The 23,699-nt window shown below is 72.2% G+C and carries 20 protein-coding genes; 12 read left to right on the top strand and 8 right to left on the bottom strand.

The annotated features are described in order from the left end of the window. The 4 genes from B5M43_RS12565 to B5M43_RS12550 form a co-directional block, all read right to left on the bottom strand. Positions 1-199 (bottom strand): transposase (locus B5M43_RS12565; RefSeq protein ID WP_230668060.1); only part of this gene is annotated, 199 nt, incomplete at its 3' end. 46 nt (positions 200-245) lie between these two features. Next, positions 246-758 carry a hypothetical protein gene (locus B5M43_RS12560; RefSeq protein ID WP_134746105.1) on the bottom strand — a complete coding sequence of 171 codons (513 nt, stop codon included), beginning with the start codon at positions 756-758 and terminating at the stop codon, positions 246-248. After that, positions 755-1,345, bottom strand: a complete 591-nt coding sequence (locus tag B5M43_RS12555; RefSeq protein WP_055993491.1) for a hypothetical protein — start codon at positions 1,343-1,345, stop codon at positions 755-757. Before B5M43_RS12555 ends, B5M43_RS12560 begins: the two co-directional genes overlap by 4 nt. Beyond that, positions 1,342-2,091, bottom strand: coding sequence for a hypothetical protein (locus B5M43_RS12550; RefSeq protein ID WP_134746106.1), 750 nt, complete (start codon positions 2,089-2,091; stop codon positions 1,342-1,344). The genes B5M43_RS12555 and B5M43_RS12550 overlap by 4 nt, the downstream gene beginning before the upstream one ends. A 116-nt stretch (positions 2,092-2,207) precedes the next feature. Here B5M43_RS12550 and B5M43_RS12545 point away from each other — a divergent pair, with 116 nt between their 5' ends. The 4 genes from B5M43_RS12545 (at position 2,208) to rocD (ending at position 8,639) form a co-directional block, all read left to right on the top strand. Next, the gene (locus B5M43_RS12545; RefSeq protein ID WP_167626789.1) at positions 2,208-6,194 is read left to right on the top strand and encodes a bifunctional proline dehydrogenase/L-glutamate gamma-semialdehyde dehydrogenase; all 3,987 of its coding nucleotides are present in this window, start codon (positions 2,208-2,210) and stop codon (positions 6,192-6,194) included. Between the two features lie 60 nt (positions 6,195-6,254). After that, positions 6,255-6,458 (top strand): hypothetical protein, encoded by a 204-nt coding sequence (locus B5M43_RS12540; RefSeq protein WP_134746107.1) that lies wholly within the window; start codon positions 6,255-6,257, stop codon positions 6,456-6,458. Between the two features lie 139 nt (positions 6,459-6,597). Next, positions 6,598-7,464, top strand: a complete 867-nt coding sequence (ddaH, locus tag B5M43_RS12535; RefSeq protein WP_134746108.1) for a dimethylargininase — start codon at positions 6,598-6,600, stop codon at positions 7,462-7,464. Further along, positions 7,461-8,639 carry an ornithine--oxo-acid transaminase gene (rocD, locus tag B5M43_RS12530; protein WP_308068497.1) on the top strand — a complete coding sequence of 393 codons (1,179 nt, stop codon included), beginning with the start codon at positions 7,461-7,463 and terminating at the stop codon, positions 8,637-8,639. Before ddaH ends, rocD begins: the two co-directional genes overlap by 4 nt. A gap of 64 nt (positions 8,640-8,703) precedes the next feature. On the opposite strand, the gene B5M43_RS12525 is transcribed toward rocD, so the two are convergent. Further along, entirely contained in the window at positions 8,704-9,570 is an 867-nt protein-coding gene (locus B5M43_RS12525; RefSeq protein WP_134746110.1) for an alpha/beta fold hydrolase, read from the bottom strand. A gap of 77 nt (positions 9,571-9,647) precedes the next feature. Between B5M43_RS12525 and B5M43_RS12520 the strand changes: the two genes are divergently transcribed. Further along, on the top strand, positions 9,648-10,070 hold the full coding sequence (locus tag B5M43_RS12520) for a MarR family winged helix-turn-helix transcriptional regulator (protein WP_055993505.1): 423 nt from the start codon (positions 9,648-9,650) through the stop codon (positions 10,068-10,070). Between the two features lie 5 nt (positions 10,071-10,075). Continuing rightward, a complete protein-coding gene (locus B5M43_RS12515; protein ID WP_167626790.1) occupies positions 10,076-11,449 on the top strand; it encodes an MFS transporter in 1,374 nt (457 codons plus the stop codon). Between the two features lie 135 nt (positions 11,450-11,584). Here the strand turns inward: B5M43_RS12515 and B5M43_RS12510 are convergent, their stop codons facing one another. From B5M43_RS12510 to B5M43_RS12500, 3 genes are read right to left on the bottom strand one after another with little or no spacing between them, the layout of a single operon-like run. Further along, on the bottom strand, positions 11,585-12,430 hold the full coding sequence (locus B5M43_RS12510) for a transglutaminase family protein (RefSeq protein WP_134746111.1): 846 nt from the start codon (positions 12,428-12,430) through the stop codon (positions 11,585-11,587). A gap of 1 nt (position 12,431) precedes the next feature. Beyond that, the gene (locus B5M43_RS12505; RefSeq protein ID WP_134746112.1) at positions 12,432-13,364 is read right to left on the bottom strand and encodes an alpha-E domain-containing protein; all 933 of its coding nucleotides are present in this window, start codon (positions 13,362-13,364) and stop codon (positions 12,432-12,434) included. After that, positions 13,358-15,112 carry a circularly permuted type 2 ATP-grasp protein gene (locus tag B5M43_RS12500; protein WP_134746113.1) on the bottom strand — a complete coding sequence of 585 codons (1,755 nt, stop codon included), beginning with the start codon at positions 15,110-15,112 and terminating at the stop codon, positions 13,358-13,360. Before B5M43_RS12500 ends, B5M43_RS12505 begins: the two co-directional genes overlap by 7 nt. A 98-nt stretch (positions 15,113-15,210) precedes the next feature. On the opposite strand from B5M43_RS12500, the gene B5M43_RS12495 reads away from it, so the two are divergent. The 6 genes from B5M43_RS12495 (at position 15,211) to B5M43_RS12470 (ending at position 23,536) form a co-directional block, all read left to right on the top strand. Next, positions 15,211-16,182, top strand: a complete 972-nt coding sequence (locus tag B5M43_RS12495) for a helix-turn-helix domain-containing protein (protein ID WP_134746114.1) — start codon at positions 15,211-15,213, stop codon at positions 16,180-16,182. Between the two features lie 139 nt (positions 16,183-16,321). Then, a complete protein-coding gene (locus tag B5M43_RS12490; protein ID WP_205829504.1) occupies positions 16,322-18,868 on the top strand; it encodes a thrombospondin type 3 repeat-containing protein in 2,547 nt (848 codons plus the stop codon). A gap of 175 nt (positions 18,869-19,043) precedes the next feature. Beyond that, on the top strand, positions 19,044-20,093 hold the full coding sequence (locus B5M43_RS12485; RefSeq protein WP_134746115.1) for a biotin/lipoate A/B protein ligase family protein: 1,050 nt from the start codon (positions 19,044-19,046) through the stop codon (positions 20,091-20,093). Positions 20,094-20,119: 26 nt separating this feature from the next. Then, a complete protein-coding gene (locus tag B5M43_RS12480; RefSeq protein WP_230668057.1) occupies positions 20,120-21,040 on the top strand; it encodes a site-specific DNA-methyltransferase in 921 nt (306 codons plus the stop codon). Between the two features lie 10 nt (positions 21,041-21,050). Then, positions 21,051-22,037: an LLM class F420-dependent oxidoreductase gene (locus B5M43_RS12475; protein WP_134746117.1), complete on the top strand. Its 987-nt coding sequence runs from the start codon at positions 21,051-21,053 to the stop codon at positions 22,035-22,037. A gap of 68 nt (positions 22,038-22,105) precedes the next feature. Next, a complete protein-coding gene (locus B5M43_RS12470; RefSeq protein WP_230668055.1) occupies positions 22,106-23,536 on the top strand; it encodes an MFS transporter in 1,431 nt (476 codons plus the stop codon). Positions 23,537-23,699 lie beyond the last annotated feature (163 nt).

The following is a 23,699-nucleotide window of genomic DNA, read 5'->3' as shown; positions in this document are numbered from 1 at the left end:
GCCAGGTCCATACCGTCTGCCACGGCCCGAACACCTCCGGCAGATCCCGCCACGCGATCCCGCACCGATACCGGTAGACGATGCCCTCGACCATCAACCGCGCGTCCGCGAAGGGCCGTCCCCTGCGCCCGGTCGGGCGCGGCAGCATCTCCTCGAGCAACGACCACTGAGCATCCGAGAGCACCTGAAACCGCGTCACGACCTCAGACTCTCAGCGCGCCGCCGAACTATTTGTCAGACACGCCCTAGTCGCCGACCTCGAGGCGCAGGAACCGCGGCAGCTCGTCCGCGACCACGAGCTCCGCGACGAACGGGCCCTCGGCATCCTCCGGGAGGAGGAACGGCGCCTCGATGAGGTACGGCGCGGTGCTGTCCGACGGGCAGTAGTCGGTTCCGTCCCAGTCGAGCGGTCCCGACGGCGATGACGCGCGCTCCCAGTGGCGAGCGCCGGAGGCCTCGCGCAGCGTGAGGTCGCACATCGGAGGCTCCGCGCCCGGCCGCACCGCGATCTCGACGACGACCACTTTCGCGTCAGCCGGGATCTGGTCGGTCAGCTCCGCCGTCGCGTCCGTCAGCCCGGCGTCGCCGAACGTGGCGCCGGCGAACTCGACCGACTCGCCCTCGGGCACCTCGATCGGCGAGATCGGCCGGTAGCCGTAGTACGTGATCCACTCCTGCCCGCCGATCACGACCACCGCGGCGGGGATCAGCGCGGCGAGCGCGCCCAGCGCGAGCCCGTTGCGACGCCACCAGCTCATCGCGACCACTCCCGGTCGGGGATCTCCGCGGGCGCGGCGAACGAGATCTGCGTCAGGTCGACCTCGTGCGTGACGACCGAGTCGAGCTGCCTGTTGATGTCGTCGTAGGCGAAGCTCACGACCGCGCGGCGATTCTGCGCGCTGTCCTCGAGAGCGTCGATGGGCAGCTCGAACGCGGCGGTCGCGGTGGCCGGCAGGCCGATCCGGAGGCGCTCTCGCGGCGCCGCGAACAGCGGGCGGTCGGTCGCGCGGTACGTGCGGTCGCCGATCCGCAGCTCGATGCGCTGCAGCGAGGCCGTGGCCTCCTCCGACACCGCCTCGGCCTCGAACTCCACGAGCAGCCACGGGCCCGGGCCGCTCCAGCCGTGCGCGTCGGACAGCTCGGACGCGCCCGACACGTCCAGGACCGTCAGGCGCAGGTTGCGCGCCTCGGCCGGCTCGCCGAGCGTCGCCGCCACGGGGAACGGCTGCTTGGGGAAGTCGGTGTCCGGAGTCAGGGCCATGACGCCCCAGGCCGCGGCCACCAAGCCGACGCCGATGGCCCAGCGCCCGGCCGAGTGCAGGTGCGTCGCGCTCAGGGGACTCATCCGCCGTCCTCCTCGCTGTCCGCGCCCGCTCCGACATCCTCGATCTCGAGGTCGACGTACGCGGCGGGGGCGGGGTCCACCCAGCTGTGGTCGTCCTCGCTGCCGCCGAGCCGTGCCCAGTCGTACCGCTCGTAGTCGGACAGCGTGAGGCGCACCAGGTCGCCCGCGCCGAGCAGGTCGGCCGGGACGGGCCAGGTGACCACGACCTGCACGGGGACGTCCGGCTGCAGCCAGGGCGCGAGAGTCGAGTCGTCGACGCGGGCGATCGAGCTGGTCGCCTCGTCGCCGGAGGGGCGCTCGGCGGGCAGCTCCTCGATCGTGAAGGTGGCCTCGCTGAACTGCGAGCTGAGCAGCGGGTCATCCGTGATGTTCTGCAGGGTCGCGACGACCGCCAGGACGCGCTCGCCCTCCTCCGGATAGGTGCCCGAGCCGGGAAGCTCGTCGATCAGCACCGCCCGCTCGACCGTGATGTCGAACTGCTGGTTCGTGTGGGTCTCGCCCGCCGCGAGCACCGGCAGCGGCTCCGGCTCCGGAACGGGGGCGTCCGCGAGCCCGCCGAAGCCGGCCGTCGCGCCCAGGAACACGGCCGTCGCGGCGACCGTGATCCACGTCGCGGGGACCTTTCCGGCCGCGACCTTGATCCACTGCCGCGGCGTCGTGCGCTTCTGCGCCGACGCGGGATCCTCGGGCGCCGACGCGGGTGCGGCGACGTCGGCCGCCTGCGTGAACGCCTCCCCCTCGCGCATGTGGTCAGTATGCGCGTGCGCGCGCCCGCACGCGCGTGACAGAGGTGCCCACCGCCGTCCGCGGCACGGCGGTGGAGAACCCTGCGCGGCGCCGCGGGCCGACCTAGGCTGATCGCATGGCCGACGTCCTCGACCCGTCCTCGGGATCCGGCGCCCCGGATCCGGGCCCGCCCGAGCCTGCTCCCGCCGGATCCGGCGATCTCGTGGCGGACGCCGTCGCCCTGGCGCAGCGCTGGGTCAGCGAGGCCGCGCAGACCGAGACCGACGCCTCGGCGCGCCGGCTGGCCGGCGTGCTGCAGGACCCGAACGGCCTGCCGTTCACGCTCGGCTTCGTCGACGGCGTGATGCGTCCCGAGAGCCTCACGGCCGCGGCGGCGAACCTCAACCGGATCGCCCCGCTCGTGCCGGACTTCCTGCCCTGGTACCTGCGCGGCGCCGTGCGCGCGGGGGGCGCGGTCGCGCCGGTGCTGCCCGTGGCGGTCGTGCCGGCCGCGCGCCGCATCCTGCGCGAGATGGTGGGCCACCTGATCGTCGACGCCCGCCCCGAGAAGCTCGGTCCGGCGATCGAGCGCATCCGCGAGAGCGGGGCGCGCCTCAACCTCAACCTGCTCGGCGAGGCGGTGCTCGGGGAGCAGGAGGCGATGCGTCGCCTCGCGGGCATCCACGAGCTGGTGCGGCGCCCCGACGTCGACTACGTGTCGGTCAAGGTGTCCGCCATCGCGAGCCACCTGTCGATGTGGGCGTTCGACGAGACGGTCGATCTCGTGGTCGAGCGGCTGCGCCCGCTGTACCTCACGGCGGCTGACCACGGCACGTTCCTCAACCTCGACATGGAGGAGTACCGCGACCTCGACCTGACGATCGCGGTGTTCCGTCGGCTCCTCGAGGATCCGGACCTCATGGACTACCGCGCCGGCATCGTGCTGCAGGCGTACCTGCCCGATGCCCTCCCCGCCCTGGAGAGCCTGACCGCCTGGGCGAACGAGCGGGTCGACGCGGGCGGCGCTCCGGTCAAGATCCGCCTGGTGAAGGGCGCGAACCTGCCGATGGAGCGCGTCGACGCGATCATGCACGGCTGGTCGCTCGCGACCCACGACTCGAAGCTCGACACGGACGCGTCCTACCTGCGGTGCCTCGACTTCGCCCTCCGGCCCGAGCACACGCGCGGGGTCCACGTGGGCGTCGCCGGCCACAACCTCTTCGACATCGCGTACGCGTGGCTGCTCGCGGGCGAGCGCGGGGTGAGGGACGACGTCGAGTTCGAGATGCTGCTCGGCATGGCGCAGGCGCAGGTCGCGGCCGTGTCCCGCGAGGTCGGCCACGTGCTCCTCTACGTCCCGGTCGTCCGGCCCGACGAGTTCGACGTCGCGATCAGCTACCTGGTGCGGCGCCTGGACGAGGCCGCGTCGGGCGAGAACTTCCTGTCCGCCGCGTTCGGCATGCACGAGGACCGCGCCCTGTTCATCCGGGAGCGGGACCGCTTCGTGGCCTCCGTGCGCCGCGCGGCCGATCCGACGCTGCCGACCGGGCCGAACCGGGCGCAGGACCGGGCGGATGCACCGGCATCGGACGCGGATGCCGCGGAGCGCGCGGACGAGGACCTCACGCAGGCCGTGCTCGACATCGCGCGCGGATCCGGATCGCCGGCGCTCGGCGACGAGGAGATCGACGACCCGACCGTGGAGTTCCGCGGTCTCGGCGACGACTGGGTCGAGACGGCCGTGTTCGCGCGCCGCGAGAGCACCCGCGCCGAGGGGGCGCCGGGCTTCCGCAACGCGCCCGACTCGGACCCCGCGCTGCCGGCGAACCGGGCCTGGGCCCGCGAGATCCTGGCGCGCATCCCCGGGTCGACCGCGGGCGATGCCACGATCGCGGCGGCGCGCGTGACCGATGCGGAGGCGCTCGAGGACCTGGTGGCCCGCGTGCGCGCCGCGGGGGAGGACTGGGGCCGGCGTCCGGCCGCCGAGCGCGGCGAGGTGCTGCGGCGCGCCGCCCGCGCGCTGGAGGCCCGGCGCGGCGAGCTGATCGAGGTCGCGGCGTCGGAGACCGGCAAGGTGTTCGCCGAGGCCGACACCGAGGTGAGCGAGGCCGTGGACTTCGCGAACTACTACGCCGCGACCGCGCGCGAGCTCGACCGGGTGCCCGGCGCGGTGTTCGAGCCGTCGCGCCTGACCGTCGTGACGCCGCCGTGGAACTTCCCGATCGCGATCCCCGCGGGCGGGGTGCTGGCCGCGCTCGCCGCGGGATCGGGCGTCGTGTTCAAGCCCGCCCATCAGGCCCGCCGCTGCGCGGCCGTGGTCGCCGAGGCGCTGTGGGACGCCGGCGTGCCGCGCGACGTCCTGGCGCTCGTGCACCTCTCCGAGGGCGATCGCGGCTCGGGCGACCTGGGCCGCCGGCTCATCGGGCACGAGGCGGTCGACCGGGTCATCCTGACCGGCTCGTGGGACACCGCGAAGCTCTTCCGCGGCTGGCGTCCCGACTTGCCGCTGCTGGCCGAGACCAGCGGCAAGAACGCCATCGTCGTCACGCCGTCGGCCGACCTCGACCTGGCCGTGGCCGACCTGGTCAAGAGCGCGTTCGGCCACGCGGGCCAGAAGTGCTCGGCCGCGTCGCTCGCGATCCTGGTCGGCCCGGTCGCGCGGTCCAAGCGGTTCGCGCGGCAGCTGGTCGACGCGACCCGCTCCCTGCGCGTGGGCCCGCCGTCGGATCCGCTGTCGGAGATCGGACCGGTCATCGAGGAGCCGACCGGCAAGCTCGAGTGGGCGCTCACCACGCTGGACGAGGGCGAGCGCTGGCTCGTGCAGCCGCATCGCGTGCGCGACACCGGATGGGAGGGCGAGGGCCGGTACTGGACGCCCGGCATCCGCACGGGCGTGCAGCCCGGATCCCGCTTCCACCGGGAGGAGTTCTTCGGCCCCGTGCTCGGCATCATGCACGCGCCGACCCTCGCGCGCGCGATCGAGCTGCAGAACGCCGTGGACTACGGCCTCACCGCCGGGCTCCACACGCAGGATCCGCACGAGCTGGCCCTGTGGCTCGAGACGGTCGAGGCGGGCAACCTGTACGTCAACCGCGGCATCACGGGGGCGATCGTGCAGCGGCAGCCGTTCGGCGGCTGGAAGCGCTCGTCGGTCGGCGCCGGGGCGAAGGCGGGCGGCCCGAACTACCTGATCGGCCTCGGATCGTGGCGCCCCTCGTCGGGCGGGCCGTCGGGGCGCTCGCTGCACCTGCGCGGGCTCGACACCCGGATCGCGGCCGTGATCGAGGCCGCCCAGCCGTCGCTGAGCTACGAGGAGTTCGACTGGCTGCGCCGCGCCGCGCTCTCGGATGCCGTCGCGTGGGACCGCGAGTTCGGCCGCGTCAAGGACGTGTCGCGGCTGGGCGTCGAGCGCAACCTGTTCCGGTACCGGCCCGTGCCGGTCGCGGTGCGGGCCACGGCGGACGCCACGTGGCAGGCGGTGCTGCGCGTCGTGATCGCGGGCGTCCGCACCGGTGGCGACTTCGTCCTGTCGACCCCGGTGGGGCTCCCGGCGGCGGTGCGCCGCATGCTCGGCCAGCTCGACGTCTCCGTGCACGTCGAGACCGACGACCAGTGGATCGATCGCATGCGCGGCGTCGCCGCGGAGTCGCCGGTGACCGAAGACGACGCCCATACCCCCCGGTCGTCGAGCGGAGCTGAGCCGGCCACGTCCCCCCGGTCGTTGAGCGGAGCGGAGCCGGTCCCCTCCCCCCGGTCGTTGAGCGGAGCGAGCGCCAGCGAGCGGAGTCGAAACGGGCTGAGCGAGCGAAGCGAGCCGAAGCCGGCTTCCGACGAGCTCGAGCCCGGCGAGGGCGAGAGCGCCTCCGACGAGGCCATGACCGACCTCCTCTCCGACCGCCCGCGCCCCTCCCGCGTGCGGCTGGTCGGCTCGCCCGAGTCGGTCGCCCGCCTCCACGCCGCGCTGGCCGAGGCGGTCGCCGGGGACCCGGATCTCGCGGTCTACGCGGGAGAGGTCACCACGGCGGGGCGGATCGAGCTGCTGCCGTTCCTGCGCGAGCAGTCCGTGACGATCACCGCCCACCGCTTCGGCAACCCCGACCGCCTCAGCGCCGACGTCATCTGACCACCCGGGCACCTCGGCGGCATCCTTTCCCGGTGCGGGCGGCGCCGGTACCGTGGCGCCATGGAGATCCTGACCCTGAGCGGGGCGGCGCTGCTGGCGGCGATCCTGGGCGGCGCGGTGATGTGGCGGCTGCGTGAGCGGCGCCGGGCGCGCGACGCCGTGCGCGACGACACCCTGCGCGCCGGCACGGCCCCCGAGCAGTCGCGCGAGGCGGCCGCGCTGCGCGCCGAGGGCCGTTCGAGCTGGATGCGCCCGACGTTCTGACCTCGCGATCCGTCGCGCGGACATCCGGCGCGGATCCGGGCGTGCGTGCGAGAATGATCCCGGCGTGCCCGTGCCGTTGGCTTCTCACAGCTCCGCCGGGCCTCTGGACAGCGTCCGCCGCTATCTGCAGAGGAGCACCATGTCCGAAACCGCGACCGCGTCGATCACGGCCCCGCAGCGCACGCAGCACAAGCGTCGCTACCTGATGTGCCGGCCCGAGCACTTCACGGTGAGCTACTCCATCAACCCGTGGATGGAGCCCGCGAACCCCACCGACACCGCGCTGGCCGTGTCGCAGTGGCAGAAGCTGTACGACACGTACCTCGAGCTGGGCCACGACGTCGAGCTGATCGACCCCGTGCCGGGCTACCCCGACATGGTGTACACCGCCAACGGCGGCTTCCTGATCGACGGCATCGCCTACGGCCCGAAGTTCCGCTACGAGGAGCGCCAGGGCGAGGCCCCCGCGTTCATCGAGTGGTTCCGCGCGAACGGCTTCGACACGCGCGAGCCCGAGGAGGTCAACGAGGGCGAGGGCGACTTCCTGCTCGCCGGCGATGTGATCCTGGCCGGCACCGGCTTCCGCTCGACGGGCGACAGCCACGCCGAGGTCGCGCGCGTCTTCGGCCGCGAGGTCGTGAGCCTCACGCTGGTCGACCCGCGGTTCTACCACCTCGACACCGCCCTGGCCGTGCTCGACCCGATCGTCGAGGACGGCGCGGACCCCGGCATCGCCTACCTGCCCCACGCCTTCGACGAGGCGAGCCAGGCGGAGCTGGAGCGCCGCTTCCCGAACGCGATCCGCGTGTCTGACGAGGACGGCGCCGTGTTCGGCCTGAACTCGGCGAGCGACGGGTACAACGTGATCATCTCGCCGCGCGCCAAGGGTTTCGAGCAGCAGCTGCGCGAGCGCGGCTACAACCCGGTGCTGGTCGACCTGTCCGAGCTGCTGCTCGGCGGCGGCGGCATCAAGTGCTGCACGCTCGAGCTCCGGGGTCGCAAGTGACCGCGGCGCTCGAGCCGAACGTCGCACACAACTACCACCCGCTTCCGGTCACCGTCTCGCACGGTGAGGGCGCGTGGGTGACCGACGTCGACGGCAAGCGCTACCTCGACATGCTGTCCGGCTACTCGGCGCTCAACTTCGGGCACCGGCATCCGGAGCTCGTGAAGGCCGCGCAGGATCAGCTGGGCCGGCTCACGCTGACCAGCCGCGCGTTCTTCAACGACCAGCTCGGCCCGTTCGCCACCGCGCTCGCGGAGCTGTGCGGCAAGGACCTCGTGCTGCCCATGAACACGGGCGCCGAGGCCGTCGAGACCGGCATCAAGGTCGCGCGCGCCTGGGGCTACCGGGTCAAGGGCATCCCGGCCGAGCAGGCGAAGATCATCGTCGCGCTCGGCAACTTCCACGGCCGCACCACGACGATCGTGGGCTTCAGCGACGACCCGACCGCGCACGACGACTTCGGCCCGTACGCGCCGGGCTTCGTCGCGGTGCCGTTCGGCGACGCGGACGCGCTCGAGGCCGCGATCGACGAGAACACGGCCGCCGTGCTGATCGAGCCGATCCAGGGCGAGGGCGGCGTCGTGCTGCCGCCCGACGGCTACCTGCGCCGCGTGCGCGAGGTCACGAAGGCGCGGAACGTGCTGTTCATCGCCGACGAGATCCAGTCGGGCCTCGGCCGCGTGGGCGAGACATTCGCGTGCGACCGCGAGGGCGTCGTGCCGGACGTCTACCTGCTCGGCAAGGCGCTGGGCGGCGGCATCCTGCCGGTGTCGGCGGTCGTGGCGGACGAGGACGTGCTCGGGGTCATCCGGCCCGGCGAGCACGGCTCGACGTTCGGCGGCAACCCGCTCGCGTCCGCCGTGGGGCTGAAGGTCGTGGAGCTGCTGAAGACCGGCCGCTTCCAGGAGCGCTCGCGTCAGCTCGGCGAGCACCTGCGCGCCGGACTCGAGAAGCTCGAGGGCGTCACCGCGGTGCGCTCGGCCGGCCTGTGGGCGGGCATCGACATCGATCCGGCCGCCGGCACGGGACGCGAGGTCGCCGAGCGCCTGCTCGCCCGCGGCGTGCTCGCGAAGGACACGCACGGCCAGACGCTGCGCATGGCGCCGCCCCTGGTGATCCGCGCGACCGAGATCGACTGGGCGCTCGAGCAGCTGGCGTTCGCCCTGAAGGGCTGACACCGCCCGCGTTCCGGTGCGGATGCGCCCTTATCGAGTCTCGTCAGGGCGCATCCGCACCGGATCACGCCGGGAAGCGCCGGTCCAGCCAGGCGAGCAGGTCGGCGCGCACCTGGGCCTGCTGCACCTCGTTGAAGATCTCGTGGCGCGCGCCCGGGTAGACGAGCGTGGTGATGTCCTCGAGGCCCGCGCGATCGCGGTAGGCCCGCGCGAGCCGGTGCACCGAGAGCGGCCCCGCCACCGGATCGTCGCTCCCCACCATCAGCAGCACGGGGACGTCGTGCCCGGCGGCCGCCCGCAGGTCGCGCCGCGGCAGTCCGTAGATGCGCGCGCCCTCCACGACCCCGAAGAGCTTCTGGATCGGCACGTCCGTCGCCAGCGGGTCCTCCAGGAACGCGCGCCCGACCTCGGGGTCCGTCGCGAGCCACTCCGCGCCCGTCGCATCCGGGCCCTTCCACCGCGCGTTGAGCGGCAGGAAGTTCAGGGACGTCGGCGTCCGCAGGCCCGACCCGCTCAGGATGACCGCGTCGTACGCCGACGGTTCGAGATTCAGCAGGATCTGCGCGAGGAACGATCCCCACGAGTGCCCCAGCAGGACGAACGGCAGGCCCGGGTTCTCGTCGTGGATGATCCGCGTCATCCGCGCGCACGCCGCGACCGCGGCGCGGTGGCCGCCGATGCCCAGGCGCCCGAGCTTCGCGGCATCGCCGTGCTGGCGCATGCCGGTGCGCCCGTGGCCGCGGTGGTCGTCGGCGTAGACCGTGAAGCCCGCCCCCACGAGGGCGTCGATGAGCGCGGCGTAGCGCCCCGCGTGCTCGCCCACCCCGTGCAGCAGCTGCACGACCCCGCGCGGGGTGTCGGCGCGGTGGACGTCATAGACGATCTCGACGCCGTGGTCGTCGACGAAGTGCAGGTCCCGTTCTGACGGCATGGCCCGATCCTGCCACTCCCGCTGAGCGGAGCCCGACAGATCCTTAGCCTAACTAATGAGTTAGGCTAAGGAACACGATGCCAGATCTCTCCTCCGACGCCTCCGAGATCCGCGCCGCCACCTTCCGCCTCGCCCGCCGACTGCGGCAGCAGCGCGCGGTCACGACGATGTCGGACGGTCAGTTCGCGGTGCTCGTCGCGCTCAAGCTGCACGGCCCCCACACGCTGACGGCGCTCGCCGAGCGCGAGGGCGTGACCGCGCCGTCGATGAACCGCACCGTCAACTGCCTCGAGGAGGAGGGGTACCTCACCCGCGAGCCCGACGCCGACGACCGTCGCAAGGTCAACATCGCGATCACCCCGACCGGCCTGGAGGTCGTCGAGGAGACCGTCCACCGGCGCGACGAATGGCTCGCCCGGGTGCTGGCCGACCTGCCCGACGGCGACCGTGAGACGCTCCGCGCGGCCGCGAAGATCATCCTGAAGGTCATCGAGCGATGAGTGCCATGTTCCGATCCTTCGCCTCCTTCAACTACCGCGTCTGGTTCATCGGCGCGCTCGTGTCCAACATCGGCGCATGGATGCAGTCCACCGCCCAGAGCTGGGTCGTGCTGACGCAGCTGACCGACAACGACGCGGGCGCCATGGGCGTCACGATGGCGCTCCAGTTCGGCCCGCCGCTGCTCCTCGTGGGCCTGTCGGGTCTGGTCACCGACCGCTTCGACCGGCGCCGCATCCTGCTGATCACGCAGTGCGTGCTGCTGCTGTTCTCGCTCGCGATCGGCATCCTGCTGCTCGCCGGGCTCATGACGCTGCCGCTCATGTACGCGTTCGCGCTCGCGACCGGCGTGGTGCTCGCGTTCGACAACCCCGCGCGCCAGGCGTTCGTGTCCGACCTCGTGCACCGCGAGAACGCGTCCAACGCGGTCGCGCTCAACGCGGCGTCGTTCAACGGCGCCCGGATGATCGGCCCGGCCGTCGCGGGCCTGCTGATCGTGGCCGTCGGCACCGGATGGGTGTTCCTGATCAACGTGATCGCCTACGCGGGAATGCTGATCGCGCTGGCGGTCATCCGGACCGGAGAGCTGATCCCCCGCAAGCGGGCGGACGCCTCGGCGCGCCTCGCCGACGGCTTCCGCTACGTCGCGCGCCGCCCCGACCTGCTCGTGATCTTCGCGATGGTCTTCCTGATGGGCGCGCTCGGCATGAACTTCCCGATCTTCGCCTCGACCATGGCGCTCGAGTTCGGGGAGGAGGCCGACGGCTTCGGCCTGCTCAGCTCGATCCTCGCGATCGGGTCGCTCGCCGGCGCCCTGCTGGCAGCCCGCCGCGCCCGCGCCCGCCTGCGCGTGGCCATCCTGGCGACCGGCGGCTTCGGCGTCGTGTCGATCGTGTCGGCGTTCATGCCGCTCTACTGGCTCTACGCCCTCTGCCTCGTGTTCGTCGGGTTCACGGTCGTGACGACCCTGACCACGGCGAACGGGTACGTCCAGACCACGACGGACGCGTCGCTGCGCGGCCGCGTGCTCGCGCTCTACGTCGCGATCCTGATGGGCGGCACCCCGCTCGGCGCCCCGCTGGTGGGCTGGGTCGCGGCCGAGTTCGGCCCGCGCGTCGCGATCCTGGTCGGCGCGGCGGGAGGCCTGGCCGCGTGCGCGATCGGCCTCACGTGGGTCATCGCGTCGGGCCGCCTGCACCGCCGCCCCGAGGACGAGGGCTTCGGGCTCGTGCTCGACGAGACGCGCCCGATCTCGGTCATCACGCGCCCGCAGCCGACGGTCGCGCCCGAGGAGTTCAGCAACGAGGGCGCGCAGACCACGCCCATCCGCCTGGGCGAGCGCGACGACCTCGACACCGGCTCCGTGCCCGTCCGCCGCTGAGGCCCGCGGCGGGCTTGGGTCGTTTCGACTCCGGCTCGTTCCTCGCCTCCGCTCAACGACCGGGGTCCGGAGCCGCCGGTCGTTGAGCGGAGCGACGAAGGAGCGGAGACGAAACGGCCGAAGCCGCTTCCCACCTCACGCCTCGCGGGTGATGGTCACCGTGACGTAGAGCTCGCTCTTGTGCGGGCCGGCGTAGACGCCGCGCAGCGGCGGAACGTCGTTGTAGTCGCGGCCGCGGCCCACCAGCACGTGGCGGTCGCCGATCTCGATGCCGTTCGTCGGGTCGTACGCCTGCCAGTCGCCGGCCCACCACTCGATCCACGCGTGGGACTCGCCCTTCACGGCCTCCCCGACCTCGGCGCTCGGCCGCGGGTGCAGGTAGCCCGACACGTAGCGCGCGGGGATGCCCACAGACCGCAGCGCCCCGAGCGCGATGTGCGTGATGTCCTGGCACACGCCCTTGCGGGCCTCCCACGCCTCGGCGCCGGTCGAGTGCACCTCGGTGACGCCGGGCATGTACTCGACGGCCTCGCCGATCGCGGTCGCGATGGCGTGCGCCGCCTCGCTCGGGTTGTCGTGCGCGTCGGCGATGCGCCGGGCGATCTCCGCGACCTCGGGATGCGGCTGCGTCCGCGCGGTCTGCACCAGCATCTCGACGGTGTCGATCGAGCGCTCGGCGTCGCGCGCCAGCCGCTCCCACGTGGTGTCGGCGTGCTCGATCGGGCGCGGGCGCACCTCGACCAGGCTGCGCGACACGATCCGCAGCTCGTCGTGGGGCGAGAGCACGTCGAACGACGTCACCCGCGTGCCGAAGTAGTCGACGTAGGAGTTGACGGCGGCCGTGGGGTGGATGTCCAGACCCGACGACAGCACGAACTGGCTGTCCGTCGTGCCCGGCAGCATCCGCGCCTCGTTGTACGACGCCGCGACCTTGCCGGCGTAGCGGAAGCCGGTCTCGTGCTCGATCCGGAGCCTCTTCACGTCAGGACACCTCCCCGATCCACGTCGGCTCGACCTGCGTCGGGAAGAACCGCTGCCGGATGGCGTCCGACGCCTCGCGCGTGACGTGCTGCACGCGATCCATGTGCTCGGGCAGCTCGCTGAGGATCTCTCCGATCGGGCGGTACTCGAGGTCGTTCCGGATGCGGCCCAGCGCCCGCAGCACCGTGTTCGAGTGGCCCACGCGGTCGGCCGTCGGGTCGATCGCCTGCATGCACTGCTCGGCCTGCGAGATCGAGAAGATGATCGACCGCGGGAACAGGCGGTCGAGCAGCAGGAACTCGGCCGCGTTCTTGGCGCTCGGCATGCCGCGGTAGGTGCGCAGGTACGGCTCGTACGCGCCGCACGAGCGCAGGATGGTCGTCCACGACGGCCCGGACGCCTGCGTCAGCGAGCGCGTGGCGAGCAGGCGGGCGGTCATGTCGGCCCGCTCGATGCTGCGGCCCAGCGTGAAGAACTGCCACGACTCGTCGCGGCTCGTGGACGAGTCCGCGATCCCGACGGCCAGCGCGGCGCGCTCGCGCACCCACTGGAAGAACTCGTGCGCCTTCTCGGACTGCAGGCGGCGCGGCATCCGGGCCCGGGTGGTGTTGAGGCACTCCCACAGCTCGGTCGAGACGATCTCGCGCGCGCGGCGGGCGTTCTCGCGCGCGGCGGTGAGCGAGTACGCGATGCTCGACGGCGTGCCGCGGCTCACCGCCAGGTACTCGAGCACGTGCTCGCGGCGCACCTGGTCGACCTCGCCGGGGGCGATGGCCCCCATCACGGCGAGCAGCGACCGGCACGCGGTGTCCTCGTCGATCCACGGGTCCTCGAGCAGCAGCTGCAGGTGCACGTCGAGGATGCGCGCCGTGCCGTCGCTGCGCTCGATGTACCGCCCGATCCAGAACAGCGACTCGGCGATGCGGCTCAGCATGATCCCTCCCCCGCCCCGGATCCATGTCTCACTTCGGGCCGGAATAAGGGGCGTTCAGCGGCCGAAAGTGAGACATGGGAACCGGGCAGGGAGCGGCCCTGCTGCTGCTGTTCGCTCTGGGCCATGGATCCCGGATCGTCGTGCGGCGAGTGCGCGACCTCGTCCTGCGGGTCGTAGATGATCGGGATGGCCTGCGTGACCGTCGCGGCCTGGTCGGCCACGAGGCCGGCGAGCCCCGTGCCCTGGCCGTACTCGACGTGCTCGGGGGCGGTGCCGCCCACGACCCACGTGTCCTTGGATCCGCCGCCCTGGCTGGAGTTGACGACCAGCTGCCCCTCGGGCAGCGCCACGCGGGTCAGGCCGCCGGGCAGCACCCACACGTCGCTGCCGTCGTTGACGGCGAACGGCCGCAGGTCGGCGTGGCGGGGGCGCATCCCGTCCTCCACGAGGGTCGGGATCGTGGACAGCATCACGACCGGCTGCGCGATCCAGCCGCGCGGGTCCGCGATGAGGCGCTTCCGCAGCTTCTCGAGCTCGGCGGGCGAGGCGTCCGGCCCGACGACCAGGCCCTTGCCGCCCGAGCCGTCGACCGGCTTCACGACCAGCTCGTCGAGACGGTCGAGCACCTCTTCGAGCGCACCCGGATCCTCCAGGCGCCACGTGTCGACGTTCTTCAGGATGGGCTCCTCGCCCAGGTAGTACCGGATGAGGTCGGGCACGTACGTGTACAGCAGCTTGTCGTCGGCGACGCCGTTGCCGACCGCGTTCGCGATCGCGACGTTGCCGAGCCGCGCGGCGAGCAGCAGCCCCGGGGCTCCGAGCATCGAGTCGGCCCGGAACTGCAGCGGGTCGAGGAAGTCGTCGTCGACGCGGCGGTAGATCACGTCCACGCGGCGCAGGCCCCGGGTGGTGCGCATGTAGACGCGCCCGCCCGTGCACACGAGGTCGCGGCCCTCGACCAGCTCGACGCCCATCAGGCGCGCCAGCAGGGTGTGCTCGAAGTACGCGGAGTTGTACACGCCGGGCGTCAGCACGACCACGTTGGGCTCGTCGATGCCCGGGGGAGCGGCCGCCTTCAGCGCCGCCAGCAGCTTGTTCGGGTAGTCGCCCACCGGCCGCACCTGCATCGAGACGAACAGCTCGGGCAGCGTCTGCGCCATGACCCGGCGGTTCGAGATGACGTAGCTGACGCCGCTGGGCACGCGCACGTTGTCCTCGAGCACGCGCATCTCGCCGTGCTCGTCGCGGATCAGGTCGATGCCGGCCACCTGGATGCGCACGCCGTTCGCCGGATGGATGCCCGCGGCCTGGCGGTAGAAGTACTGCGACGAGGCGATCAGCGCTGCCGGCAGCACCCCGTCGCGCACGCAGTAGCGGCGGCCGTACGCGTCCTCCAGGAACGCCTCGAGCGCCTTGACGCGCTGCTTCACGCCCGCCTCGACGCGCGCCCACTCGTCGTACGCGATCACCCGCGGGACCGGGTCGATCGGGAAGGGCCGCTCCTCGCCCGCGAAGTCGAACGTGACGCCCTGCGCGAGGTAGCTGGAGGCGAGCGACTCGGTGCGCCCGCGGAGCTCGTCCTGCGTCATGCGCGCGAGCGCGTGGTACAGCTCGCGGTAGGCCGCGCGGGCCTCCGCCGTGTCGCCGGAGCCGGCCGGCTGGCCGAACATCTCGTCGAACGCGGGCAGGCCCTGAGGCGTCTTGCGCGGAGCGAGCGTCGATCCGTAGCCGTCGAACAGGTCCCCCATGGGGCGAGCGTACCGGGGAGTCAGGTTGCGGCGATGTTTCGGGTGTGGGGCACACTGAAGTGCGCGTCGCGCGGGCGCGCCGGACGTCGGGAGGACGCATGCTCGAGGCCCTCGGTTTCGGCAGAGCGGAGGCCGAGCTCTACGAGCTGCTGGTGACGCGCGGCCGGCTCGCGCTCGACGACGTGCTGGCGCTGGGCGAGCGCGAGGCCCAGCGGATCGCGCTCGAGACGCTGGAGAGCCGGGGCCTGGTCCGCCGGGCGGCGGGGCCCGAGCCCGTGTACGTCGTGGCGCCGCCCGAGTACGCGATCGACGTCCTGGTCGCCGAGCAGATGGCGGCGCTGCGCCAGGTGCGGGCGCGCGCCACGGAGCTCGCGGCCCGGGTCCGCGCGGCCGACCGGGGCGACGACGCCGCGTCGCTGATCGAGGTCGTGTCGGGGCCGGGATCGGCGCGGCAGCTGTTCCGGCAGGTCGTGCGCAGCGCGCGCGAGGAGATCGCGGTGTTCGACCGTCCGCCGTACGCCACGCCGCCGGAGGAGATCGAGGAGGTCCGCGAGGAGCAGGCGCGCCGGTTCCAGACGGACGGCGTGCGGATCCGGACCGTGTTCGACCGCGGGCTGCTGGATGACCCCGTCGAGGTGCGGCGGATCATGAACGGCGTGCGGGGCGGCGAGCAGGCGCGCGTCGCGCCGGTGCCGCTCAAGCTCGCGATCATCGACCGGGAGTGGGGGATGCTCCCGCTGCTGCAGTCCGATGCGGGGGCCGCCGAGGCGGTCGTGATCGTGCGGCGCTCGGTGCTGCTGGACTCGATGATCGCCCTCTTCGAGTCCGTGTGGGCGCAGGCATCCGAGATCCGGCCCGGCGACGGCGACGCGGTGCGGGAGTCGGACGAGGCCGACCTGCGCGAGCTCGCGCGGCTGCTCGTCGCGGGCATGACCGACCTCTCGATCGCCCACCACCTGGGGCTGAGCGAGAGGACCGTGCGCCGCCGCACGAAGGAGCTGCTGGACGAGCTCGGGGCGCAGTCGCGGTTCCAGGCGGGAGCGATCGCGGCGAAGCGGGGCTGGATCTGATCGTTCCGAGCGAATCCTGGCCGCCAGCGGACATTGGCCGGATCCGGTCACGCGCTCGGGAGTAGCGTGCTCACCACCTGGCCGAGCGTCGGGCCCGCCCCGATGCGACGCCGCCCCTTCTCAGTGAAGAGAGCGTCCTATGCGCCGTCGTCTGCCTCGCGTCATCCTGGTCCTCCTCGCCGCCCTCGCCTTCGGAGCCGCGTCCTGGGTCGCCCCCGTCGCGGCGACCGCGGCGCCCTCCGAGGACTACGTCGGCCCCTACTACGGCGACGGGAACCTGCCGCCGGGCTGCATCAAGGACTACAGCCGCGACAACCCCGACAACATCTGCTTCCACGGCAAGACCGGCCTGAACACGCTGGACAGCCCGAAGATCGACGTGGCGGTGCTGGTGCCCGCCTCGCCCACGGCCGAGCGCGACCTGCGCATCATGCGCCAGGCCGCCGAGGCCTGGGAGGGCGGCATCGAGTACCTCGCCGACCAGATGGGGCTGGACTGGCTGCGCGACGGCGTCGAGTGGACCATCAGCACCGACATCGTCGGCCTCACGGACGGCGCGGTGCCGAGCACCTACCCGCTGTACGACCCGGAGATCGTGATCATCGCCACCAACCCGGTCGGCGGCATCGGCATCGGCATCGACCCGACGTACCTGACCGACTCGATCGGCGTCATGGACGAGAACGGCGTGCCGTGCCACAGCATCCCGAACCCGTTCTCGCTCGACACGTGGGAGGGCATGCCGGGCTACGACGGCCACCACGGCGACGGCGGCGGCTACTACGTCGAGGACTGCGGCGGCGCCGGCGGCAACGTCTGCTTCTCGGTCAACGGGGCGATCGACCCCGTGCCCGGCACGACGGACACCTTCTCGCTGTTCGACCTCGTGCTGCACGAGACGGGCCATTGCCTCACGCTCGGCCACGTCGGCGACGGCGCCGAGGGCGAGTGGGGCCCCGTGCCCACGACCGACATCATGGCCTACAGCGCCGACCCGGCCGGGCAGAGCAAGTGCGTCTCGACGCTGAACGTCGAGGGCTTCGCGGCCCGGATGAGCCGCTACCTCGACGTGAATGGCGACCAGGCGGTCGACGAGCACGACCACCTGCACGTCAACGACCAGCAGGGCGACGGCAACCCGTTCCAGGTGCAGCACCCGGACAACCACCTGTACGCCTCGAGCACCGGATCGGTGTGGGACTGCCCGCAGCCCGACCTCGGCCTGGTCCCGGCGGCGGAGCCTGTGGACTGGACGCCCGAGCCCGTGAGCTCGTACGAGAACGTGCTCACGGTCGACTCGCCCGAGCACGGGCACGAGACCGCCGACGGCCACGTGCATGTCGCGGGCACGGTCGAGCGCCTGCCGCTGGGTGACGAGCCCGTCGCCACGTCGGTCGCGATCGACGACCCCTCGGGCGACGCCAGTTCGGACCTCACCGACATCGAGCGCGTCGACGTCGAGGTGACGCCTCTCACGGTGGACGTGGTGATCCAGGCGGCCGAGCTGTGGCCGGCCGACTCGACGAGCCTGACCAAGTTCGGCGTCGCGATCGACGGGCGCGAGATCGAGTCGTGGCTCGCCGAGCCGGGCGCCTCGAGCGACGTCGTCACGTACGACCACTCGATGGAGCGCACGCTCCCGAGCGAGTGGTCGCAGTGGGACGCCGTGAGTGACACCGTCACGTTCCGGATCCCGCGCAGCTACCTCGCCGCGGCATCCGTCACCGCGCCGTACGACGTGTTCGCCCTCTCGGGGCTGAAGGCGCCGACCCGCGCCTGGACCGTCGTGCAGGACGACCGCGCTCCGGACGCCGGCCAGGTCGGCGTCGCGGCCCCGGAGGGGACCGAGCCGGCCGCGTCGGCGGGCGACGGCGGCGCGACCGGCGGCACCGAGGCCGGCAGCCTGATCGACACGATCGTGCTGGAGCACCCGGACGGCAACACCTTCACGGTGACCGATTCGACGCTCGGCGAACTGGACGCGACCATCCAGCACCACACCCTCACCGTGCCCGAGCGGAGCGACGTCGAGGTGCGGCTCGAGTGGGCCGACGCGAGCGACCTCGACATGTTCATCACCGGAGCGGCATCCGGTCGCTCGGCGAGCTCCTCCCAGCCCGAGGTCGTGCTTCTCGAGGGCGTCACGGGCACGCTCGACATCGCGATCGACCCGTACCTCGTCGTGGGCGTGCCGGAGACGGCATATACGCTGACGGCCACGGTCGTGCCCGCGCCCGGCGATCCGGGCGGCGAGCCCGAGCCCGGCACCGACGCCTCGCTGGCGAACGAGCACGTGCGCATCTCCGTCGACGGCGCCGAGGTCGCGGTGATCGACGTCGACACCACCGGAGGCGACCGGGCGGACGTGTTCGCTGCGGACGTGCACGTCCCGGTCGGCGTCCACGAGATCGGGATCGTGTGGGAGCGCGACGGAGGGGTCTTCCAGACCGCGACCCGCACGGTCGTGCACACCGCCCCGGGCGTCGACCGCGACGGCGACGGCATCGCGGACGCGTCGGACAACTGCGAGCGCCAGCCCAACGCCTCGCAGGCCGACCTGGACGGCGACGGCGCGGGCGACGCGTGCGACGGCGACATCGACGGCGACGGGCACAGCAACGCCAAGGAGCGCGCGCACGGCACCGACCCGTACGACGCGGCCTCGCAGCCCACGCGCCGGGTTTGACCCCGGGGTCGCGGCGGCCCCCTGCCTTCGACTGGTCCCGGGAGGCGAGACTGGCGTCGGGAGGACCAGTCTCGTCGCCCGGGACCAGTCTCGGGGCCCGAGCCGGGCGGCGCGGGCCCGAGCCAGGCGGCGGGGTCCGGGCCAGGCGGCGCGGGCCCGACCGTAGGCTGGAGCCATGCACGGCGAATACAAGGTGCCCGGGGGCAAGCTCGTGGTCGTCGACCTCGAGGTCGTGGACGGGCGCATCGCCGACTTCCACCTCGCGGGCGACTTCTTCCTCGAGCCCGACGACGCGCTGCTCGACATCAACGCGGCCGTGAACGGGCTTCCCGAGACGGCGGACGTAGCCGCCATCGCCGAAGCCGTGCGCGGGGCGCTGCCCGAGGGCGCGCAGCTGCTCGGCTTCACGCCCGAGTCGGTCGGCACCGCCGTGCGCCGGGCCCTCGTCACGGCGTCGGCGTGGACCGACTTCGAATGGGAGATCGTGGACGACCCCGCGGTCTCCCCGCACATGAACCTGGCCCTCGACGAGGTGCTCACCGGTCGCGTGGGCGACGGGCGCCGCAAGCCGACGCTGCGCATCTGGGAGTGGGACCAGTCGGCCGTCGTGATCGGGTCGTTCCAGTCGTATCGGAACGAGGTCGACCCCGAGGGCGCCGCCCGGCACGGCTTCGACGTGGTGCGCCGCATCTCGGGCGGCGGCGCGATGCTCATGGGGGCGGGCCAGATCATCACGTACTCGCTGTACGTGCCGGCGTCGCTCGTCGCCGGGCTGACGTTCGCCGACTCGTACGCGTTCCTCGACGACTGGGTGCTGCAGGCGCTGCGCGCGCTCGGGATCGACGCGACCTACCAGCCGCTCAACGACATCGCGAGCCCGAGCGGCAAGATCGGCGGCGCCGCGCAGAAGCGCCTGGCGGGCGGCGGCGTGCTGCACCACGCCACGCTGAGCTACGACATCGACGGCCAGGTCATGACCGAGGTGCTGCGCATCGGCCGCGAGAAGCTCAGCGACAAGGGCACCGCCTCGGCCGCCAAGCGGGTCGACCCGCTCCGCAGCCAGACCGGCATGAGCCGCCGCGAGATCATCGACAGCCTGATCAGGACCTTCCAGGGCTTCACGGGCGCGACGATGGGATCGATCGCCCCCGACGAGTACGCCGAGGCCGAGGCCCTGGTCGCCTCCAAGTTCGCGACCGACGCGTGGCTGCACCGGGTTCCTTGAGCGAGGGTCCCTTGAGCCAGGGATCCGTGACTCGCGGATCCGTCACCGTCCACCACGGCGACAACCTCGAGGTCGCCCGCACCCTGCCCGACGGCGCGTTCACGCTGATCTACCTCGACCCGCCGTTCAACACGGGCCGCGCCCGCGAGCACCGCACGCAGACCGCCCGGCGTTCGGACACAACGCAGGACCTCAGCGCCGCCGACGGCGTGTCGGAGCCACGACACGCCGATCCGGCCTCAGAAGTCCTGCGTTCTGTCGGACCCGTCCGGGTCTGGGCGGGCTACCGCGGCGGCGGATACGAGCGCATCCGGGGCGCGCTGCGCACGTACGACGACCGGTTCGACGACTACTGGGCGTTCCTCGAGCCGCGGGTGCTCGAGGCGTGGCGGCTGCTGGCCGACGACGGCACGCTCTACCTGCACCTGGACTATCGCGAGGCGCACTACGCCAAGGTGATGCTCGACGCGGTGTTCGGGCGCGAGTGCTTCCTCAACGAGCTGATCTGGGCGTACGACTACGGCGCCAAGTCGCGCAGCCGCTGGCCCACGAAGCACGACACGATCCTGGTCTACGTGAAGGATCCGGATCGCTACTGGTTCGATTCCGATGCGGTCGACCGTGAGCCGTACATGGCACCGGGCCTGGTCACGGCCGAGAAGGCCGCGCGCGGCAAGCTGCCCACCGACGTGTGGTGGCACACGATCGTCACGACGAGCGGGCGCGAGCGCACGGGCTACCCCACTCAGAAGCCCGAGGGGATCCTGCGGCGCATCGTGCAGGCGTCGTCGCGCCCCCGCGACCGCGTGCTGGACCTGTTCGCGGGCAGCGGCACGACCGGAGCGGTCGCGTCGGCGCTCGGCCGCGACGCGGTCCTGGTCGACGAGAGCCCCGAGGCCATCCGGATCATCCGGGAAAGGATTCCCCACGCGCTCCTGCATCCCTAGGGTGAGAGGTATGCGATTCGGAATCTTCATCCCGCAGGGCTGGCGCTTCGACCTGGTCGACATCGACCCCGCCGCGCACTGGAGCACGATGCAGTCGCTCGCGCTGACCGCCGATGCGGGTCCGTGGGAGTCGCTGTGGGTCTACGACCACTTCCACACCACGCCGGTGCCGAGCGACGAGGCCACGCACGAGGCCTGGACGCTCATGTCGGCTTTCGCGGCGTCGACGTCGCGCATCCGCCTCGGGCAGATGTGCACGTGCATGGGCTACCGCAACCCCGCGTACCTCGCGAAGGTCGCCGCGACGGTCGACCACGTCTCGGCCGGCCGCGTCGAGATGGGCATCGGCGGCGGCTGGTACGAGCACGAGTGGCGCGCGTACGGCTACGGCTTCCCCGAGATCCCGGACCGCCTCAGGATGCTCGGCGAGGGCGTCGAGATCATGAAGCAGGCCTGGGAGACCGGCTCGGCCACCCTCGACGGGACGTATTACCAGGTCGACGGCGCGATCGTCCGGCCGCTGCCGCTGCAGGAGGGCGGGATCCCGATGTGGATCGCCGGCGGCGGCGAGAAGGTGACGCTGAAGATCGCGGCCAAGTACGCGAGCTACACGAACTTCAACGGCGGCGTCGAGGTGTTCCGCCAGAAGAGCGAGATCCTGCGCGGGCACACCGACCGCCTCGGGCGCGACTTCGCGGAGATCACGCGCTCGGCCAACTTCAACACCGTGATCGGCGAGACCGAGGCCGACGTGAAGGACCGCCTCGCGGCCATCCGGGCGCGGGTCGAGCCGTACCTCGGCGACGGCATCGAGCGGTTCATGCACAACTACTCGGCGGGCGAGAGCCTGGTCGGAACGGTCGAGCAGGTCACCGAGAAGCTCGCCGGCATGCGGGACGCGGGTATGGGCTACGCGATCCACTACTTCCCCGAGTCGGCGTACGACCGCTCCGGCGTCGAGCTGTTCGAGCAGAAGGTGATCCCCGCGCTCGGCTGACCGGCTCGGAAGACCGGCCGCGCTGACCGGTCTTCCGGATGTCGGTGGCCGGTCCTAGCGTGGGGGACATGGCCACGGATGCCTCCATCGCGCCCCCCGAGAACGGGATGCGCACCTTCCTGCATGTCCTCGTCAACACAGCCGTCGCGAACATCACGACGAGCTTCCTGTGGTTCGGGCTGACGTTCTGGATCTACGCCGAGACGCGCAACGTGATCGCCACCGGCGTGATCGGCGGCGCCTACATGCTGTTCATCTCGGTGTTCAGCATGTTCTTCGGCACCATGGTCGACCGGTTCCGCAAGAAGCCCGTGATGCTGTGGGCGACCGTGGCGGCGTTCGTCGTGTTCTGCCTCGACACCGCGCTGTTCTTCTGGGTGGGCGAGGCCGCCATCGTCGACCTGACCACGCCCTGGTTCTGGATCTTCGCGGTCGTGATGCTCGCGGGCGCGGTCGTCGAGCAGCTCCGCAGCATCGCGCTGTCGACCACGGTCACCCTGCTCGTCCCGGACGAGCGGCACGCGAACGCCAACGGCATGGTCGGCACCGTGCAGGGCGTCTCGATGCTCGTGACGAGCGTCCTGAGCGGCCTGTCGGTCGGCTACCTCGGCATGGGGTGGACGCTCGTGATCGGCCTCGCCGCCATGCTGCTCGCGATGCTGCACCTGGCGGCGCTGCGCATCCCCGAGCGCGAGATCGTGCACGTCGAGGGGACGACGAAGTGGGTCGACATCCGCGGCGGCTGGCAGGCGGTGCTGGCGGCGCGGGGCCTGCTCGCCCTCGTGCTGTTCTCGACCATCAACAACCTGGTCGGCGGCGTGTACATGGCGCTGATGGACCCGTACGGCATCGACCTGTTCGAGGTGCAGGGCTGGGGCATCTGGTTCGCCGTGGCCTCGACCGGCTTCATCGCGGGCGGCGCGGTGATCGCGGCGACGGGCCTCGGCAAGCGGCCCATGCGGACGATGCTGCTGATCGCGGCCTTCATCGGCCTGGTCGGCGCGGTGTTCACGCTGCGCGAGTGGGGATGGCTGTTCATCCTCGGCTGCTGGGTCTACATGGCGTTCATCCCCGCGGTCGAGGCGGCCGAGCAGACGGTCATCCAGCGCGTGGTCCCCTACGAGAAGCAGGGCCGCGTGTTCGGCTTCGCGATGACGTTCGAGGCCGCGGCCGCGCCGATCACCTCGCTGCTGATCGCGCCGATCGCACAGGTGTGGGTCATCCCGTACATGCGCGAGGAGGGCGAGGCGCAGTGGTCGTGGCTCCTCGGCGAGGGCGTGAACCGCGGCATCGCGCTGATCTTCCTCGTCGCCGGCCTCATCTGCACGCTGATCGCGGTGCTCGCGTTCCTCACGCCGCAGTACCGCGAGCTGTCGGCGCAGTACGAGGAGGCCGCCCCCGCGCCGGAGGAGAGCGAGGCCGCCGCGGGCGAGACCCCCTCGGGCGACGCGATCGCCTCGAAGGCGGGCGGCCTCCCGGAGCAGCCCGACCCGTCCTGACCCGGTCGTTCCGGTGCGTTTCGGCCCATATCCCGTGGCATGAGGGCGCGAAGGCGCCGGAACGGCAGGCGGATGCGCCTGACCGTCCTGCCGGCGAAGCGGCCCTCGGTGATCCTCTCGTCCCAGCTCTGGACCTGCGGTCCCTGGGCGGCTGCAGCATCGC

The sequence above is a fragment of the Microbacterium sp. MEC084 genome (assembly GCF_004514465.2).
Taxonomy (GTDB): Bacteria; Actinomycetota; Actinomycetes; order Actinomycetales; family Microbacteriaceae; genus Microbacterium.
This window is presented reverse-complemented; position numbering and strand designations above follow the sequence as displayed.